This is a genomic window from Bacillus sp. 22190 (genome assembly GCF_052045575.1).
GTDB lineage: Bacteria > Bacillota > Bacilli > Bacillales > Bacillaceae > Bacillus > Bacillus altitudinis.
The window spans coordinates 532,273-548,727 of the sequence record NZ_JBQEPF010000001.1; the positions used below are offsets into that span (position 1 = coordinate 532,273).

At 43.2% G+C, this 16,455-nt stretch carries 15 protein-coding genes; 14 read left to right on the top strand and 1 reads right to left on the bottom strand.

The window, feature by feature from the left end; translation table 11 throughout:
* Nucleotides 1–30: 30 nt before the first annotated feature.
* The 10 genes from ACTJKA_RS02670 to pdxA all read left to right on the top strand — a co-directional run bounded on the left by ACTJKA_RS02670 (nucleotide 31) and on the right by pdxA (nucleotide 12,480).
* On the top strand, nucleotides 31–981 hold the full coding sequence (locus tag ACTJKA_RS02670; protein WP_171465766.1) for an ABC transporter substrate-binding protein: 951 nt from the start codon (nucleotides 31–33) through the stop codon (nucleotides 979–981).
* Nucleotides 947–2,005, top strand: a complete 1,059-nt coding sequence (locus ACTJKA_RS02675) for a FecCD family ABC transporter permease (protein WP_017359258.1) — start codon at nucleotides 947–949, stop codon at nucleotides 2,003–2,005. Before ACTJKA_RS02670 ends, ACTJKA_RS02675 begins: the two co-directional genes overlap by 35 nt.
* On the top strand, nucleotides 2,002–3,288 hold the full coding sequence (locus ACTJKA_RS02680) for a heme ABC transporter ATP-binding protein (protein WP_171465765.1): 1,287 nt from the start codon (nucleotides 2,002–2,004) through the stop codon (nucleotides 3,286–3,288). The genes ACTJKA_RS02675 and ACTJKA_RS02680 overlap by 4 nt, the downstream gene beginning before the upstream one ends.
* Nucleotides 3,289–3,467: 179 nt before the next feature.
* Nucleotides 3,468–4,370 (top strand): 4-hydroxy-tetrahydrodipicolinate synthase, encoded by a 903-nt coding sequence (gene dapA, locus ACTJKA_RS02685; RefSeq protein WP_079919746.1) that lies wholly within the window; start codon nucleotides 3,468–3,470, stop codon nucleotides 4,368–4,370.
* Nucleotides 4,371–4,374: 4 nt separating this feature from the next.
* Nucleotides 4,375–5,547, top strand: a complete 1,173-nt coding sequence (locus tag ACTJKA_RS02690) for an iron-containing alcohol dehydrogenase (protein ID WP_076821094.1) — start codon at nucleotides 4,375–4,377, stop codon at nucleotides 5,545–5,547.
* Between the two features lie 71 nt (nucleotides 5,548–5,618).
* A complete protein-coding gene (locus tag ACTJKA_RS02695; protein WP_440607613.1) occupies nucleotides 5,619–7,022 on the top strand; it encodes a sodium:solute symporter family protein in 1,404 nt (467 codons plus the stop codon).
* Entirely contained in the window at nucleotides 7,022–8,197 is a 1,176-nt protein-coding gene (locus ACTJKA_RS02700; RefSeq protein WP_171465764.1) for a sialidase family protein, read from the top strand. Before ACTJKA_RS02695 ends, ACTJKA_RS02700 begins: the two co-directional genes overlap by 1 nt.
* Before the next feature lie 146 nt (nucleotides 8,198–8,343).
* Entirely contained in the window at nucleotides 8,344–10,128 is a 1,785-nt protein-coding gene (locus tag ACTJKA_RS02705) for a PrpR N-terminal domain-containing protein (RefSeq protein WP_440607614.1), read from the top strand.
* 25 nt (nucleotides 10,129–10,153) lie between these two features.
* Nucleotides 10,154–11,500, top strand: coding sequence for a four-carbon acid sugar kinase family protein (locus ACTJKA_RS02710; RefSeq protein ID WP_440607615.1), 1,347 nt, complete (start codon nucleotides 10,154–10,156; stop codon nucleotides 11,498–11,500).
* A complete protein-coding gene (pdxA, locus tag ACTJKA_RS02715) occupies nucleotides 11,476–12,480 on the top strand; it encodes a 4-hydroxythreonine-4-phosphate dehydrogenase PdxA (RefSeq protein WP_035389369.1) in 1,005 nt (334 codons plus the stop codon). Before ACTJKA_RS02710 ends, pdxA begins: the two co-directional genes overlap by 25 nt.
* Nucleotides 12,481–12,516: 36 nt before the next feature.
* On the opposite strand, the gene ACTJKA_RS02720 is transcribed toward pdxA, so the two are convergent.
* Entirely contained in the window at nucleotides 12,517–13,263 is a 747-nt protein-coding gene (locus ACTJKA_RS02720; RefSeq protein WP_048002142.1) for an SDR family NAD(P)-dependent oxidoreductase, read from the bottom strand.
* A gap of 189 nt (nucleotides 13,264–13,452) precedes the next feature.
* On the opposite strand from ACTJKA_RS02720, the gene ACTJKA_RS02725 reads away from it, so the two are divergent.
* From ACTJKA_RS02725 to liaG, 4 genes are all read left to right on the top strand, one after another.
* Nucleotides 13,453–14,022, top strand: coding sequence for a cob(I)yrinic acid a,c-diamide adenosyltransferase (locus ACTJKA_RS02725; protein WP_017359267.1), 570 nt, complete (start codon nucleotides 13,453–13,455; stop codon nucleotides 14,020–14,022).
* Nucleotides 14,023–14,387: 365 nt separating this feature from the next.
* The gene (locus ACTJKA_RS02730; protein ID WP_019744034.1) at nucleotides 14,388–14,783 is read left to right on the top strand and encodes a membrane protein; all 396 of its coding nucleotides are present in this window, start codon (nucleotides 14,388–14,390) and stop codon (nucleotides 14,781–14,783) included.
* 15 nt (nucleotides 14,784–14,798) lie between these two features.
* Complete coding sequence (liaH, locus tag ACTJKA_RS02735) at nucleotides 14,799–15,464, top strand: stress responsive protein LiaH (protein ID WP_019744035.1); 666 nt, start codon at nucleotides 14,799–14,801, stop codon at nucleotides 15,462–15,464.
* A gap of 111 nt (nucleotides 15,465–15,575) precedes the next feature.
* On the top strand, nucleotides 15,576–16,445 hold the full coding sequence (gene liaG, locus ACTJKA_RS02740) for a LiaG family protein (protein ID WP_007500299.1): 870 nt from the start codon (nucleotides 15,576–15,578) through the stop codon (nucleotides 16,443–16,445).
* Nucleotides 16,446–16,455 lie beyond the last annotated feature (10 nt).

The following is a 16,455-nucleotide window of genomic DNA, read 5'->3' on the forward strand; positions in this document are numbered from 1 at the left end:
CAAGCAGTACATAAAGCAGGGGGTTTATTGATGAAGAAGTTAACTGGTATTTGGCTATCATTGTTACTTGTGATCGGTGTTTTAGCAGGGTGTGCAGGTGCGGAAACGGACCAAAAAACAAACAGTTCAAAGCCTAAAGAGACAGAGGCTGCGGCATTTCCTGTATCCATCAAAGATGCAGTTGGTAAAACAGTTGAAATCAAAGAACAGCCTAAACGAATTGTTTCGTTAATTCCAAGTAATACAGAGGTTGCCTATGCCCTTGGTCTTGGAGATAAAATCGTGGGTAGATCAGATTTTGACAACTATCCAAAGGAAGTAGAAAAGGTCGAGAAGATTGGCGGTCTTGATTTCAATGTAGAGAAGGTTATTTCCTTAAAGCCTGATCTAGTCTTAGCACATGCATCACAAATGAGCTCAAAAGACGGATTTAAACAGCTTGAAGATGCAGGTATTCAAGTGCTGACTGTCAATGATGCGGCTTCCTTCAAAGATGTTTATAAGTCTATCCATATGATTGGTGAAGCAACCGGCGTAAAAGAGGCATCAACGAAGCTTGTAGATGAGATGAAATCAAAACTGAATGACATCAAAAAACAAGCAGAATCCATCTCCAAAGACAAACAAAAAACAGTTTTTGTCGAAGTATCAGGTGCGCCTGAAATTTATACAACAGGTAAACAAACGTTTATGGACGAAATGCTGTCTGTCATTCATGCAAAAAATGCTGCTGGCGACCAAACAGGCTGGGTGCAAATGACGGAAGAATCAATTATTAAACGAAATCCTGATGCTATCGTTACGATTGATGGCGCAAGTTTAGCTGATCTGAAAAAAAGAGACGGCTGGAAGGCGATCAAAGCAGTCAAAGAAAAACAAGTCTTTCAATTGAATACGGATCTGGCATCACGACCGGGACCGCGATTGGTTGAAGGAGTGGAGGCTCTTGCGAAAAGCATCTATCCTGACACGTTCAAATAAAATCATCATCGCATACACAGCAAGTGCTTTACTTCTTGTCGTGAGCATTGGAATGGGAATCTCATTTGGCAGTTTAGGGATTCCCATTCCTTCTATACTTCGGATCTTTGTTCATGAAGTATTTGGAATTCAGGCCGGAACCATTGATGCAATTGACCGCAATATTATGATGAATATCCGGCTGCCGAGAGTGATATTAGCGGCGTTAGTCGGTGCAGCTCTGGCGTTATCTGGTGCAGCCTTTCAAGGTTTATTAAAAAATCCCCTCGCTGACCCTTATACACTTGGGGTATCTCAAGGGGCATCTGTGGGAGCTGTAGCCACATTGTTTTTCAGTTTGCAGTTTCCTTTGCTTGGCAGTTTTACACTGCCTTTTTTGAGTATGACAACAGCGCTTGTCACACTATGTCTCGTCCTCTTTTTTGCCCGTCTGGTTCACCGAGGAATGAGCATTTCTTCTTTAATTTTGACGGGGGTCATCTTCAGCTCTTTTTTAGGAGCCCTCATTTCATTAATGATTGCGTTAACAGGTGATGATTTAAAAGAGATTATTCATTGGCTTCTAGGCAGTGTGTCTATGAGAGGCTGGCGATATATTGCTCTTTTCCTTCCTTTTTTCCTCATTGGTACATTTGCATTGATCTTGATGGGAAGAGATTTAAATGTGATGACATATGGCGAAGAAAAGGCAAAACTGTTAGGAGTTCATGTGAAACGGAGCAAATATGTGGTGCTGCTTGCTGGTTCGATTCTGACTGGAAGTGCGGTGGCTGTGTCAGGAACGATCGGATTTGTAGGACTGGTGATTCCGCATTTTATCCGTCTTTTATCCATTACGGATCATCGTCATTTGCTGCCTTTGTCGATGCTGAATGGTGCTTCCTTTCTCGTTTTAGCAGATGTGCTCTCCCGTACGATCATTGAACCGACTGAATTGCCTATTGGCATCATTACAGCGTTAATTGGTGCACCTGTCTTTGGCATCATCCTCATCCGCAGATATAGAGGAGGGACGCATCTATGATTCAAGTGAAGGAAGTTAGAGGAGGATATGGTGAAAAAGAGGTCATTCACGGCGTGAGTTTTGAAGTGGAGCGAGGGGAATTCCTCGGCATCCTTGGTCCAAATGGGAGCGGTAAGACGACACTGCTTAAAATGATCGCAGGTATTTTAGCACCTGAGAGCGGCCAAGTAACACTAAGTGGTCATCCAGTTCAATCCTACCGGCCAAAGGCACTTGCGCAAAAATTGGCGGTTCTCCCCCAGAAGACCGATCAAGCCTTTTCATTCACAGTGGAAGAAACGGTCCAGTTTGGGCGTTATCCTTATCAGAAAGGGTGGCTACAATCTGTTATAAAAGAAGATATCGAGATTGTCAGCAAGGTGATGTACCAAACAGATATTGCTCAATTTAAGGATCAATCCATCCATGAGTTAAGCGGAGGAGAACAGCAGCGGGTTTACTTAGCTCAAGCGCTGGCTCAGTGCCCTGATTATTTATTGCTGGATGAACCAACGAGTTTTCTTGATTTAGCTTATCAAAAAGAGTTACTCGATTTGATTAAACAAGAGACGGTTTCCTCTAACTTAACGGTGATCGGTGTGTTTCATGATGTGAACATTGCCAGTTTGTATTGTGACCGTCTGCTTTTGCTGAATGAAGGAAAGACGGACATGCTGGGAGAACCGCATCATGTGTTGACCACCGAACGGGTGAACCGGGTGTATGAAACAGATGTAACACCTCTCCAACATCCACTGCGGGCAAACCCCCAGCTGGTAATTGAACCTGCGTCCATCTCCGAACATTCAAGGCTGAACTTAGCGGATGGGTGGAAAACATATGGCGCGAACGGAATGACATTTTCTACTCATCAGCCATTGCGCATCCTTTCATCACATGAGAAAAGCGGGGGTTTCTTTTGGACACGGTCCCTTGGAACGGGAACTGAAGCACTCCAAGACATGCTGGATGATGAGGAAGGGTACTTATTTCTTGGTCAATTTGATGGGCCGAAGCAATACGCCGCTGAAGATAATGATGAAGATGTCCTTCTTTATGGGATGCATCAAGAAGGAGAGCTGTCCGTTTGGCTTGTGCTGAAAGGAACGATATCAGATGGTGCGTCTGTCCAGCTGATGGGCGAGCTGATGCACTTCATTAAACAAGAGACAAGTATCCAGGTACATCATCTTTGTATCGCTGCTGCCAATGCAGAAGAAAAGGAGCATACTGCTCATTTACATGAAAGAGTCAGACTGAAAGTGAAGCATCTTCTTCATACATTGAATGCTATGAAAAAGTGAACCGGCTGGTTCACTTTTTTTGTTGAAAACATCAACATCTACTTATGTCATCTACTGAATATTTGAAAAAAACGAAAAAAATGTTGCTAAATAAATCACATTGCTTTTATAATAAGAATCATGAGAGCGTTTTAATAATTAATTGTTTAAAAATGCAACAATCAGAAGGGGAGGATCATTTGAACATTCAAGGAATCATTCCAGCTATTTTGACACCGCTTACAGAAGAAGAGCATTTTCATCCAGAAGTGACAAAGCAACTTATTGATCATTTAATCGACTCAGGTGTGCACGGCATCTTTGCTTTAGGGACAAACGGCGAATTTCATTTGTTTTCAGAGGAAGAAAAGCTTCAAATTGCTGAAACTGTTGTAAAGGCTGCGGGCGGCAGGGTGCCTGTATACATGGGAGCAGGTGAGAATAGCACTAAGGCAACCATTAAGCTGTCAAACAAGTTCGCAGATTTAGGCGTAGATGTCTTGTCGGTTATCACCCCTTATTTTGTTGCGCCATCACAAGAGGAGCTGTATGAGCATTTTCGTCATATTTCAGAGAATGTGACCATCCCCATTTTACTTTATAACATTCCATCAAGAACAGGTGTGTCACTTGCGCCAGAGACGGTTGCAAGGCTCAGCGTCCTACCGAATGTGTTAGGTATTAAAGACAGTAGTGGAGATATTGCCAATATCAAAGCATATCTCGATGTCACAAAGGATGAAGAGTTTGTCGTGCTTGCAGGAACGGATTCCCTCATTTTAGAGACATTGAAGCTAGGCGGAACAGGTGCAGTGGCGGCAACGGCAAATGTGCTTCCCAAAACCGTCGTTGGCATTTATGAATCGTTTCAGCAAGGAAATCTTGACCAAAGTGAGCAATGTCAGCAGCAGCTACAGCCGTTAAGAGCGACATTCACATTAGGAACGTTACCAGCACCTTTGAAAAAAGCAGCTGAACTTTCAGGGATTCCTGTAGGTCCGCCAAAAAGCCCGGTCAAAGCATTATCCGGCGAGGCTTTAGAAGCTGTGGTGAACATGATGGAGAATTATCGGATACAAGCAAAAGCAGCAAAGGAGTCGTGAAGAGATGACGATATCACATTATCACTTTCAAACGGCATCACACATTGTTTCTGGCGCCCACTCTCTAGAGCTCCTTGGGGAGAAACTAGAGCTATTAGGACTTAGCAAATTGAGATCGATTTTTATTTTAACGCAGCCATCCATCGTATCTCTTGGTTACGCAGATCAAATCAAAACAGAACTTGCGAAAAAAGGGATTGCGAGTGAGATCAGCACAGAGATTAAGCCTGAACCAACGGAAGAAAATATCGAGGACGTGTTCCAGACATTTTTAAAAGGGGAGCATGAAGCCATTATTGGGATTGGTGGCGGGAGTGTGCTGGATGCGGCCAAAATATTAGCTGTTCTAAAGACGAATGATCAGCCAATTTCTGATCTCGTTGGCACGAACCTTGTTAAAAAAAGAGGAATTCCAACGATTCTCATTCCAACAACCTCAGGTACGGGATCAGAAGTGACACCAAACGCGATTGTTACCTTTCCGGAAAAAGAATTAAAAATTGGCATGGTCAGCCCATACCTTTTGCCTGATCTTGTGATCTTAGATCCCGCACTGACACTCAAATTGCCAAAAGCCATTACCGCAGCTACAGGGATGGATGCTTTTACGCATGCGCTTGAATCGTATATTTCAAATAAAGCCAATCCATTTAGTGATATGTTTGCACTCGAATCGATGAGGCTCATTTCAGGAAGTATTCAGGAGGCCTATCATCACGGGGATAACATGACAGCAAGGGAAGATATGTTGGTTGGTGCCATGTATGGCGGGATGGCGCTCACAAGTGCCGGAACCGCTGCTGTTCATGCAATGGCTTATCCGTTAGGGGGGAAATTCAAGATTTCACACGGTGTCGCTAATTCCATGCTGCTTCCTCATGTCACGGCGTTTAATGCAGACCATATCAAAGATCGTCTTGAAGATATTGCTAGAGTGATAGGGATCGAAGAGAAAGGCTCAAAGCATACGCTTGCAGAGCAAGTGATTCGTCAAATTGAAGAGTGGACAGCGGATTTACACATTCCTCAACAACTCAAAGCCTTCGGTGTGTCAAAAGAAGATGTGCCGGCACTTGCTGAAGCTGCTTCGGAGGTGAAGAGATTAATGGATAACAACCCGAAGCCGATGTCTGTCTCTGATATTGAACAGGTCTACATGAAACTGCTCCACGTTTAACACTTCATACGTCACTGGGATGGGACATGAGAAGTTGCTTCATACGGCTTGCACACAAAGGGGGATTTTAAGTGAATGTCTTAAGCAGTTCTGTCATCACATTTATTTTAATCGTCATTATTCTCTATATTCTGTTTACGACCTGGCTGACGATGCGTTTCCGCAGTAAGTCTAACTCAGAATTTAACAATGCCGCTAAGTCACTTCCAGCTATTGTGGTCGGTATTTTGTTAATGAGTGAATTCATTGGGATGAAGTCAACTGTCGGAACAGCTGAATCTGCTTTTACACATGGGCTTTCCGCTTCATGGTCTGTTATCACAGTTGCTATTGCCTTTTTTATTTTTTCCTTTTTCTTAGTGGGAAAGTTTTATCGAACAGGACAATACACGATTTCAGGTATTATTGATCAAAAATTTGGAAAATCAACAAAGCTTGTTGTCTCTGTCATTATGATTGCAGCCCTGCTCTTAGTGAATCTAGGAAACTATTTAAGTGGTTCAGCTGCCATTGCATCCATTCTTGGTCTTCCTTTAATGACCTGTGCCATCATCACGGCGGTTGTGAGTACATTTTATTTTACTTTCGGAGGAATGAAGGGGGTTGCATGGGTCACGATCCTTCATTCAATTGTGAAGTATGCGGGGATTTTGATTACACTAGGGGTAGCCCTTTATTTAACAAAAGGCTTTGAGCCAATGAAACAAACATTACCCGACCATTTCTTTACATGGGATGGGACCATCGGTTGGGGAACGATTGGAGCTTGGTTTATAGGAAATATGGGTGCCATTTTTGCGACGCAGTTTATCATTCAAGCGATCACCTCGTCGAAAAGTGAACGAGAAGCGAAAAAATCGACCCTGTATGCAGCACTCCTTTGTTTGCCGCTTGCCATTGCGATCGGGATCATCGGTGTCTCAGCCCGTTATTTGTATCCAGACATTGACCCTATTTATGCTTTCCCTGTCTTTTTACAGCATATGAATCCGATTTTGAGCGCTATTGTGGCAACATCGCTTGTCGCGTCCATTTTTGTTGGTGTCTCGACGGTTGCACTTGCTACAACCACGTTGATTATTGATGACTTTTATGTACCGAAAAAGAAACCATCACCAGAGCAGCGTATGAAGGTGACTCGGTATGTAGCTGTCATGGTTGGGATTGTGCCGCTTGTGGGGGTCGCACTTGCACCAGAGTTGCTGTCACTTTCCTTTTTTACACGAGCACTTCGAACATCGATTGCAGTTGTAGCAGCAATGGGCTTTTACTTGCCATACTTTAATTCAAATAGAGGAGCAACCATTGGTCTTGCCGCTTCAGGCATCGCCACGACGGTGTGGTATTTACTCGATAATCCATTTGGAATCGATAATATGTATGTGGCCATTATCATTCCTTTCCTAGTTCTGGTGATGGATCGATGGATCAGCCCGCCAGCTAAAAAGGATCAATCACTGAAAGGAGAATTATGATGACAAATGAAGACATCATGATCAAAATAGATGGAAAATTGCGACAAAATGAACAAGACGCAGCAAGAAAAGAAGCCTTTCTACCAACAGATTGCGTGCAAAACCATGCGGCTAATCTCATCGAGCTGGATAATGGAGATGTGCTGTGTGTATGGTTTGGCGGTACGCAAGAAGGAATTCCTGATATCTCTATCTATATGTCAAGGCTCAAGCAAGGAAGTAATCAATGGACGAAGGCTGTGAAGCTGTCTGATGATTCTACACGATCTGAACAAAATCCAGTTCTTTTTCAAGAGAAAGATGGCAGGCTGTGGCTGCTTTATACAGCACAACTTTCTGGCAATCAAGATACAGCTCTTGTGAGATATCGTTTATCGGAGGATAGAGGAGAGACTTGGGGAGAGATTGGTACTTTATTTGATCAGCCGGGGACGTTTATACGACAGCCTATTGTTGTATTGGATAATGATGATTGGCTCCTTCCGGTGTTCTATTGTAAAACGATTCCTGGCGTAAAATGGACAGGAAACCGTGATGTCAGTGCTGTGAAGATTTCCTCAGATCAAGGGGAGACCTGGGAAGAGGTCACTGTGCCAAACAGTACTGGCTGTGTTCATATGAATATCGGAAAATGTGCGGATGGTTCCCTGCTTGCCCTCTTTAGAAGCCGGTTTGCTGATTCGATTTATATGAGCCGTTCAGTGGATCATGGACGGACATGGTCTGAGCCAAGAGCAACAGAGCTGCCAAACAATAACTCATCCATTCAATTTACGGTGCTCCATAATGGTCATCTTGCCCTCGTTTATAACCATATCAATGCGGATGATCAAACAGAAAGAAGAGCGTCCTTGTATGATGAGATTGAGGATGAAGGCGATACACGAACGGCTGTTGATACAGAGGCGCGTCCAGCCTTTTGGGGAACACCGCGTGCGCCAATGACACTTGCCATCTCGACGGATGACGGTGCGACATGGCCCGTCAGACGTAACCTTGAAATTGGCGATGGATATGCCATGACAAACAACTCAAAGGACAAATTAAATCGAGAGTATTCCTATCCATCCATCACAGAAGGAAAAGATGGTAGTCTGCACATTGCGTTTACTTTTTACCGGCAGGCCATCAAGTATGTGTGTGTGAGGGAAGAATGGACTCATCACACGTCTTAACCGCAAGGGATCAGTGTTTCCGTGAATTGTAACCCTCATTTTCTTCATTTATAATTGATGTTTGGAGGGTTGTCTCAATTTGCTAACATTTGGACTCCCTCAACGTATGTCTCACGATGAAGAGATAAAAAATGGGGGTCCTTTTCATGAATATAAAAGTATTAGGTATTGCGCCGTATAAAGGATTAGGCGATGTATTAACCGACCTTGCCAAAGACGAAAAAAGCATCACATTCCAGCTTGAAGTCGGAGATCTTAGGTCTGGTGTTGCACTGGCAGAACAGGCCGAGGCTCAAGGAATGGATATTATTATGAGCCGCGGGGGGACAGCTGCGCTTATTCAAAAACACGTCAACATTCCAGTGGTGGATATCCCTGTGTCAGGCTACGACTTGCTTCGTGCCCTCACGCTGATTAAAGATTACCAAGGGAAAAAAGCAGTAGTTGGATTTGAAAATATTACACATGGTGTACGCACCATCGGAGAGTTATACGGGATCAAAATTGATATTTATACGATACAGCAAGAGGAAGAAGTGTGGGATCTTTTACAGCAGTTACAGGAGCAAGGGACACAGGTTGTACTGGGTGATGTGATTACAGATAAAGCGGCCAAGGAGCTGGGGATGCAAAGCATGCTCATTACCTCAGGACGTGAATCTGTCAAAGAAGCGTTTCATCAAGCAAAACAAATGTACCGTTTATATAAAGAGGCGACAGCTGAGCAGCGCCTCTTTCGTGAAATGATTGACCAAGAGTCAAAAGGGATGCTGATCATTGATCAGCACAATCAGCTTTATTTTATCAATCAGCAAATGAAAGAATGGACAGAAAAAGGGTTATTTGCACCGTTTACGTCTCATGTTGATGTGATGGATTGGTGCCCGGCGCTTGAACCAGCAGTAAAAGCAGTTCGAGAAGGAAAACAAAATGGATATTCTCAAATCTCCTTTCAGCAGCAAGTGTGGCATGTCAAAGGAAGCTTATTATCTAAAGGTGAGCTGCTTTTGACGATTGAGAAGCCTTCTGCTGTGATTAATAGGGAGGGGCAGCGTATATGGACGCTGGCTGCACCTGTTCATTCAGCACATCCATTTGCTCTTTTTACTGAGCAGAGTTCAAATATGAAAGATGTGATTAAAAGGGCAAAGGCGTTCAGCCAAACAGATCGATCGATTTGTCTTTATGGTGAACAAGGAACTGGTAAATCAAGCCTTGCTTTTGCTATTCACCAATTGAGCGAGAGGAAAAATGAGAGCTTTATGACGGTGCATTGCAGCCGTTTGACTGAATTAGATGATGTAAACATAATTCCGGTGCATCAAAAAGGGACGATCTTTCTGAAGGATATTGATCGTGTCCCAATGGCTATGCAGCCCATTATGGCCGAGCAGCTTATTCATCATCAGCAGAACATTCGCTGGATGGCTGCATCTACAGTTGATTTGTTCAAATTGATGCAATCTGGGGCGTTTCATGAAGACCTATATACGTGTTTGCAGGAGCTCGTCATTCATGTCCCGCCGTTATCTGAACGGGCAGAAGATATTGAGGATATGAGCCGGTTATTTATAGCTGAATTAAATTCTCTTTATGGGACGCAGGTTGTTGGGCTGTCAGCAGATGTGATTGCCGCCTTTCAAAACGAGCGATTTAGAGAAAATGTCCGGCAGTTCAAGCGGATTATGGAGGAACTGGTGCTGACAACAAAAAGTGGATATATCACGTTGAGTAAAGCAAAGCCGGCAATTGAGCAACTTGCTTTTGAGAATGAAGAAAAACAGCTGTCCAGCTATTTACATGGCACGCTTGACGAGATTGAAAGACGAATCATTCGGACGGTACTGGAAGAAGAAAATATGAATCAATCAAAAGCAGCAAAGCGGCTGAATATTAACCGCACGACGCTGTGGAGAAAGTTAAAGGAATAATATGCAATGAGACCGAGGTGTCTAAATGACAAACGATCTATTAAAAAAAGGAGCGAACTTAGAGCAAAAGGTGATCATTGTGGCTGATGATTTAACAGGCGCAAGTGATACAGGTGTTCAATTTGTGAAGGCCGGTTTAAAAGCCTCTGTGCTGTTCCAGCCGTCATTTGAGGATATGAGCCGGTACAAGGAGGAAGATGTACTGATTGTCGATACAGACTCGCGAAGTATGTCTTCTGAAAGAGCGTATAATGAGGTCAGTCAAATGGTTCAGCCGTTTCTACAAGGGGATTCACACCTTTTCTTTAAAAAAATAGATTCAACGTTAAGAGGAAATATAGGAATAGAGCTTCAGGCACTAATGGATCTTGGCCGGTTTGATGCGGCAGTCATTGCCCCTGCTTACCCCGATGCGAATAGATCTACGGCCTATGGGATTCATTATGTGGAGGGTGTGCCTGTTCATCTATCAGAAGCAGCGAAGGACCCAAAAACGCCTGTCCTGACATCCAGTATTTCAGACTTAATTGACGAGCAGACAAACATCAAGCCAAAACATCTTTCGAAGCAAGCGGTCTATTCAGAGCTAAACGAAACGAGTCATGACGTTTCATCTTTATTAAAACATGGTCATCAATGGTTTGTGTGTGATGCAGAAACGAACAATGATTTAACACAGATCGTTGATTTGTTTATGAAGATCAATCAAAGAGTGCTTTGGGTCGGGTCAGCCGGACTCGCTGGCGCATTATCATCCTATGTTGCGAAACACCGCAATCTTTCTCATGCCAAAAAGCATGAATCTGTTCTCATCGTTTCAGGAAGTGCTTCTCAAAAAACAAATGAGCAGTTTGCTTTTTTAAGAGAAAAGCACGATTGTCTCGAGGTGAAAGTGAACCCGTTGAATGTATTAAACGGCCGTGAAGCATGGGAAAGGAAATCAGTCATGGATCAGCTGCTCATTCGTCAGGATGAAGATATTCTCCTTTATACAGACGCAAGGCGAGAAATGGTTGAACAGATGTTGGCATACGGTGAAGCGAATGGCATGACAAGACAAGAAGTAGGAAGTACCTTATCTGTCTGTCTTGGTAAGATCACAAAAGACATTGTTGAATTAACAGGGGTGAAACGCCTTTTTTTAACTGGTGGAGATACGGCGCGTGCGATATGCCATGAGCTTGGAGCAGGCGGGATTCAGCTGTTGAAAGAAATTGAACCCGGCATCCCGCTTGGGCGGCTCGTTGATACGAGTGTATATGCGGTCACAAAAGCAGGGGCATATGGTCAAAAAGATTCTGTGCTCCATGCGGTTGAAGTGTTGAAAAACATAGAGGGGGTAGACGAATGGCAAAACCAATCATTGCTGTAACGATGGGAGATGCTTCTGGGGTTGGTCCTGAAATTATTTTAAAAGCCTTCCAGCAAAGCCGTTTACATGAAGAAGCCGTTCTATTTGTCATTGGAGACACCCATATATTAAATAGGGCGAAAGATTTTGTGAATACACATGTGGAGATTGTCAGTATTAAAGAACCGGAGGAGGCGGAACAAGTAAAAGCTGGTGCCGTTCCTTGTCTTGATCTTCATCTATTAACAAGCGATATTCCAGTAGGAGAGATTTCAAAAGAAGCAGGGAATGCCGCTTTTCGATATCTTGAAAAAGCCATTACACTTGCGAATGACCGTAGAATTGACGGCATTTGTACAGCACCGTTAAACAAGGAAGCACTTCATAAGGCTGGTCATATGTATCCAGGGCATACAGAAATTTTAGCTGACCTGACAGGTACGGACGATTATGCCATGATGCTGGCAGCTCCTAATTTAAAAGTGGTGCATGTGACGACACATATCGGATTAATGGATGCCATCTTAAAAATCAATCCTGAGCGTGTATACACAACGATTAAACTGGCTCATGATACCCTCGTTCGGTCTGGTATCCCTGCACCTAGAATTGCTGTGTGCGGGATTAATCCGCATGCCGGGGAGAATGGTCTGTTTGGAAACGGAGAAGAAGAGGAGAAGATCATTCCAGCAGTAGAACGAGCACAGGATGAAGGGGTTCAAGTATTTGGCCCGCTACCAGCTGATACACTGTTCTTTAGGGCGACAAGAGGCGACTTTGATATCGTTGTGGCGATGTATCATGATCAAGGGCATGGACCAATCAAGGTGCTTGGCTTAGAATCAGGCGTTAATATTACAGTTGGATTGCCTATAATCCGTACAAGTGTCGATCATGGGACAGCATTTGATATTGCAGGAACAGGAAAGGCTGATTCTGCGAGTATGGAAGAAGCCATTCGGCAGGCAATCATGCTTTCTGGTACGAGAGAGAACCGATAGTAAAAGTGAAAGAGCCTTCCAATGGAGGCTCTTTCTTTAGTTCATATACGTTCCGCCATTCATATTGATGGTTTCCCCTGTGATGAAATCTGACTGATCAGAGGCTAAAAAGGTGACGGCGTTTGCGACTTGCTGCGGTGTTCCAATTGTTTTCAGAGGAATTCTTTCTAAAACAGATCTACGGTATTCATCACTCCACTGTTTGCTCATGTCTGTCTCAATTGGCCCAGGACAGACAGCATTTACATGAATGTGATGTGCTGCTAATTCTTTGGCAAGATGCATCGTTAAGTAATTGATACCTGCCTTTGAAACGCCGTAAGCAGGTGATGCATTGTGATGAGGGGTTTTGCCAGTAGTTGAACTCATGTTGACAATCTTCCCGCCTTGCTGTTTGATCATGTCAGGAATGACTGCTTGACACATGAGAAACGTACCCGTCAAATTAATATCAATTAGTCTTTTCCATTCATCAACAGATGTATCGACTGTTGATTTCCGCAAATTGATTCCAGCATTGTTGACCAATATATCAATCTGTCCGAAATGGTTTTTTGCCTTCTCAACGAGGGAGGCAGCTGTCGCTGGTAAACTAGCATCACCAACGACAGAAACAGCGCGTGTCTCTTCTTTATTCAGAGAGGAGCAAACGTCTTGCAATAGCACTTCATTCGTTCCGTTCAGCACCACTTTAGCTCCTTCAGAGACAAATGCCTCCGCAATGGCGCGGCCAATCCCTCTGCTTGCACCTGTAATGATTGCTACTTTGTTTTGTAAAGTCATCTATCATCCCACCCATCTGTCATAATTAAAAAGCGCTTTCATTTATTATAAAATGTGATGTTTCATCATTCAACAAATAAAGTGGGAATGAAGAGGTTTTGAATAAAAGTGTTTCATAATAAAACAAATACATCTTTTCCACTTCAGGGTATACTAAAAGGAACAAGCAATGGATAAGGGGGAACCTCAATGAAACTTTATACAAAAACCGGAGATCAAGGTCAAACAGGCTTGATTGGCGGGCGGGCTGATAAAGATGACGCAAGAGTAGAAGCGTACGGTACATTAGATGAGGCGAATAGTTTGATTGGACTAGCCCATGCAAACTTAAGGCAGCATGGCGAATTGTTTCAAGATATTCTATCTGAGCTGATGGTCATTCAGCATGAGCTGTTTGACTGCGGCGGTGATTTGGCAGCGGTGAAACCACCGAAAGAAGGCAAGTTAAAAGAAGAATCTGTCACAGTCCTTGAAAAGCGAATGGACGTGTATGTAGAAGAAGCCGCACCGCTGACTAAATTTATTTTACCTGGCGGCCAGGAAGGTGCTGCCCTCTTACATGTAGCGCGAACAGTCGTCAGGAGAGCCGAGCGGCATATTGTGACACTCGCAAAGCAGGAGGAAATTCCAGCAGTTACGCTCATATATGTGAACCGTCTATCCGACTATTTATTTGCTGTCGCCCGTATTGTGAATCATCGGCTCGGTGAAGCGGATGTTGAATATGAACGAAGTGCAGACGTGTTTCGTTCTAAATGAGGAAAAGCACTCTTCTAGTCGAAGAGTGTTCAGCGTGTAGACAAACCCTCGCATTCTTTGTCAGTCCTGCGTGCCGGTGCTCACGGATGTCCAATTCGCTCCGCAAAAGTAACTGTTCTTCCTAGACTGCAAAGGTCTTCTATTACACTGAAAAGAAGACAAAGGGCTAAAATCAAGTTCATTTTAGCGCTTTGTCAATAATCTGAGCACTCTTCTAGTCGAAGAGTGCTTTTTCTATAGATTCAACCGCTCAGTCTGAGCCATGTTACGACTCTGGTCGCAATCAAAGATCAATCTACGACACGTTTTGCCAGCTTCCTTTTTTGACTATAGTGAAAGCAAGGAGCAAGAAAGGAGGCATGAAGATGAAAATCACAAGTAAAACCATCATCGGTTCAATCCTGATGTTTATCGGTTTATCCATCTTCTTTGGTGGTTCATTGGGCGGGCTGATCCCGACTTTGATTGGGGCGTGGCTCATTTATGTAGGTGTCAAAAAATATGATAAAGGCAGTAAAACAACTGGGGTCATACTCACTATTATCGGTGTATTGCTCGTCGCACAGTCGCTGCCATTTTTACTCGGAATCGCATTTGCTGGAGTACTTCTCTACTTTGGCTGGAAGATGATTAATGGTGAATCTGCAAAGGAATCATCAGGTAGATCATCCTATATGGAGCCAAACACGGCACCGAACATGGAAGAACCCATGCACACGTCATTTGATCAAGAATGGGAAGACTTTTTAAAGAAAAAATAAAAGGAGGAATATGAAATGGTATTAAGAAGAGTACGTGATATGTTTGTTGCAACAGTCAATGAAGGTTTAGATAAATTGGAGAATCCGCGTGTCATGCTGAATCAATATGTTCGTGATATGGAGGACGATATTGCCAAAGCGAAACATGCGATTATCAAACAGCAAACCATTCAGCAAGGTTTCTTGAGAAAAGCAGAAGAGACAGAAGCATTTGCTGATAAGCGAAAGAAACAGGCGGAGCTGGCGTTTCAGGCAGGAGAAGAAGAACTTGCACGGAAAGCACTGACTGAAATGAAGTATTTTGAAGAAAAGCACAATGAATATCAAGATGCCTATCAGCAATCTGTTAAACAGCTGAAAGAGCTGAAAGAACAGTTGCAGCATCTAGAAACAAAACTGCGTGATGTTAAAGACAAGAAGCAAGCGCTGATTGCAAGAGCCAATGCCGCACAGGCAAAGCAGCATATGAATGAATCTATGAATAAAATTGATAGTGAAAGTGCTTATAAAGAATTTCTACGCATGGAGAACCGTATAGAGGAAATGGAGACAAAAGCGGGTAGTTATGCACAATTTGCCGATCAGGGTGCTTATGCTCATCTTGATTACGCTGATGAGGTTGAAAAGGAATGGCAAAAGCTTCAACGATCAAAGCAGCCTGAGAAACAGCCGGCAAACTAATGGAAATGTGTCAAATCGGAAGAAAAACAGGATTTTTCTTCCGTTATTTGATTTCTTTCTGTTTCGCTTTTCCTTATAATAAAAAGGTCAAAGGATAAAGGGATGATATAAATGAAACGGTTCATTGGTCTAATTTGTATACTTGTTGGTGTTTTTTTGATGATTGGGATGCTTTTCAAAAATGGAGATCTCTTTCATTTGAGCTTTTCTCGTGATAAAGCGGTCACAACAGCTTCAGCGAAAAAGGATGAGGTTGAACAATTAGATATCTCTCTTTCTGGATTTCGCATCAAGGTGAAGCCGGAAGATCGTTCGGATATTTCTGTGATGGTTGTGAATGGAAAAGGGAAAATGTATGCGGAACAAACAGGCGGAACATTCAAAGTCCGTGCTGAAAATAAAGGATTTTTGTTTTTCTCTGCATTTGAAAAAGGAGAACTCTTAGTCAAAATTCCAACAGATTATCATAAAGATGTGAAAATAACAGGTGGAATCGGCGTGAGCGAAGTAAATGGCGAAGGAAAGCTGTCTCTTCAAGATGTGACGCTCAAATCAACGAGCGGAAATCTCACAGCTGAAAACTTCTCAGCAAATCGAGTGGAAATCAAGGCGACTTCTGGCAGACTCTCAGTGTCTCATATTGATGCGAAGGAAAGTGATATTGGTGCCACTTCTGGTCGTGCTGATATTCAAGATGTAAAAGGAAAGCTGCAATTAGGCATGACAAGCGGCAGGCTGACAGCAAGCTTTGATACAATTGATTCACCAGTCGACTTTCACATGACATCAGGCAGTGCGAAATTGAACTTGCCAGATGAGGGAGATTTCAAAGTTCAAGTGAAAAAAACGAGTGGACGTATTGATCATTCGTATGATTTTGACCAAGCGGATAGTGAAGGCCGAGGTTTTACAGGCACGCATGGGAAAGGGACACACTTAGTCGATATTGAGATGACAAGCGGAAACTTAAAATTGCGGTAAACAAACGAAA

Coding starts and splice junctions, on each gene's coding strand:
- liaH (WP_019744035.1), top strand. CDS start 14,799: ATGGTATTAAGAAGAGTACGTGATATGTTTGTTGCAACAGTCAATGAA.
- ACTJKA_RS02710 (WP_440607615.1), top strand. CDS start 10,154: ATGACAAACGATCTATTAAAAAAAGGAGCGAACTTAGAGCAAAAGGTG.
- ACTJKA_RS02690 (WP_076821094.1), top strand. CDS start 4,375: ATGACGATATCACATTATCACTTTCAAACGGCATCACACATTGTTTCT.
- liaG (WP_007500299.1), top strand. CDS start 15,576: ATGAAACGGTTCATTGGTCTAATTTGTATACTTGTTGGTGTTTTTTTG.
- ACTJKA_RS02670 (WP_171465766.1), top strand. CDS start 31: ATGAAGAAGTTAACTGGTATTTGGCTATCATTGTTACTTGTGATCGGT.
- ACTJKA_RS02720 (WP_048002142.1), bottom strand. CDS start 13,263: ATGACTTTACAAAACAAAGTAGCAATCATTACAGGTGCAAGCAGAGGG.
- ACTJKA_RS02705 (WP_440607614.1), top strand. CDS start 8,344: ATGAATATAAAAGTATTAGGTATTGCGCCGTATAAAGGATTAGGCGAT.
- ACTJKA_RS02725 (WP_017359267.1), top strand. CDS start 13,453: ATGAAACTTTATACAAAAACCGGAGATCAAGGTCAAACAGGCTTGATT.
- pdxA (WP_035389369.1), top strand. CDS start 11,476: ATGGCAAAACCAATCATTGCTGTAACGATGGGAGATGCTTCTGGGGTT.
- ACTJKA_RS02680 (WP_171465765.1), top strand. CDS start 2,002: ATGATTCAAGTGAAGGAAGTTAGAGGAGGATATGGTGAAAAAGAGGTC.
- ACTJKA_RS02730 (WP_019744034.1), top strand. CDS start 14,388: ATGAAAATCACAAGTAAAACCATCATCGGTTCAATCCTGATGTTTATC.
- ACTJKA_RS02700 (WP_171465764.1), top strand. CDS start 7,022: ATGACAAATGAAGACATCATGATCAAAATAGATGGAAAATTGCGACAA.